General features: G+C 33.8%; 1 protein-coding gene. It reads right to left on the bottom strand.

Annotated features, from left to right (window positions below; all coding sequences use genetic code 11):
* Window positions 1–302, bottom strand: a 302-nt coding sequence (locus A194_RS0116665) for an ABC transporter ATP-binding protein (protein WP_017187873.1), incomplete at both ends; no start/stop codon positions are given.

Here is a 302-nt window from a genome sequence, read left to right on the forward strand (position 1 = left end):
TCACAATACTGTGCAGCTAAATTCAAATCATGAAGCACCATAAGGACAGTTAATTGATCACGGTCTTGCCACTCTTTAACTAAATTTAATACATTTACTTGATAACCAATATCTAAATATGACGTCGGTTCGTCTAATAATAAAACTTCAGGTTCTTGAACCATTGCTTTAGCAATCGCAACACGTTGCCTTTCACCACCACTTAACGTATCAAGCATTTGATTACGAAAAGTATATAAACCAGTCATATTTAATACGTTATCAACACGCTTGTAGTCTTCTTTTCCTTCTCTTTGAAAAAA

Origin of the sequence: Alkalibacillus haloalkaliphilus C5 (genome assembly GCF_000269905.1) — a bacterium.
In the GTDB taxonomy this organism is placed as follows: domain Bacteria; phylum Bacillota; class Bacilli; order Bacillales; family Alkalibacillaceae; genus Alkalibacillus; species Alkalibacillus haloalkaliphilus_A.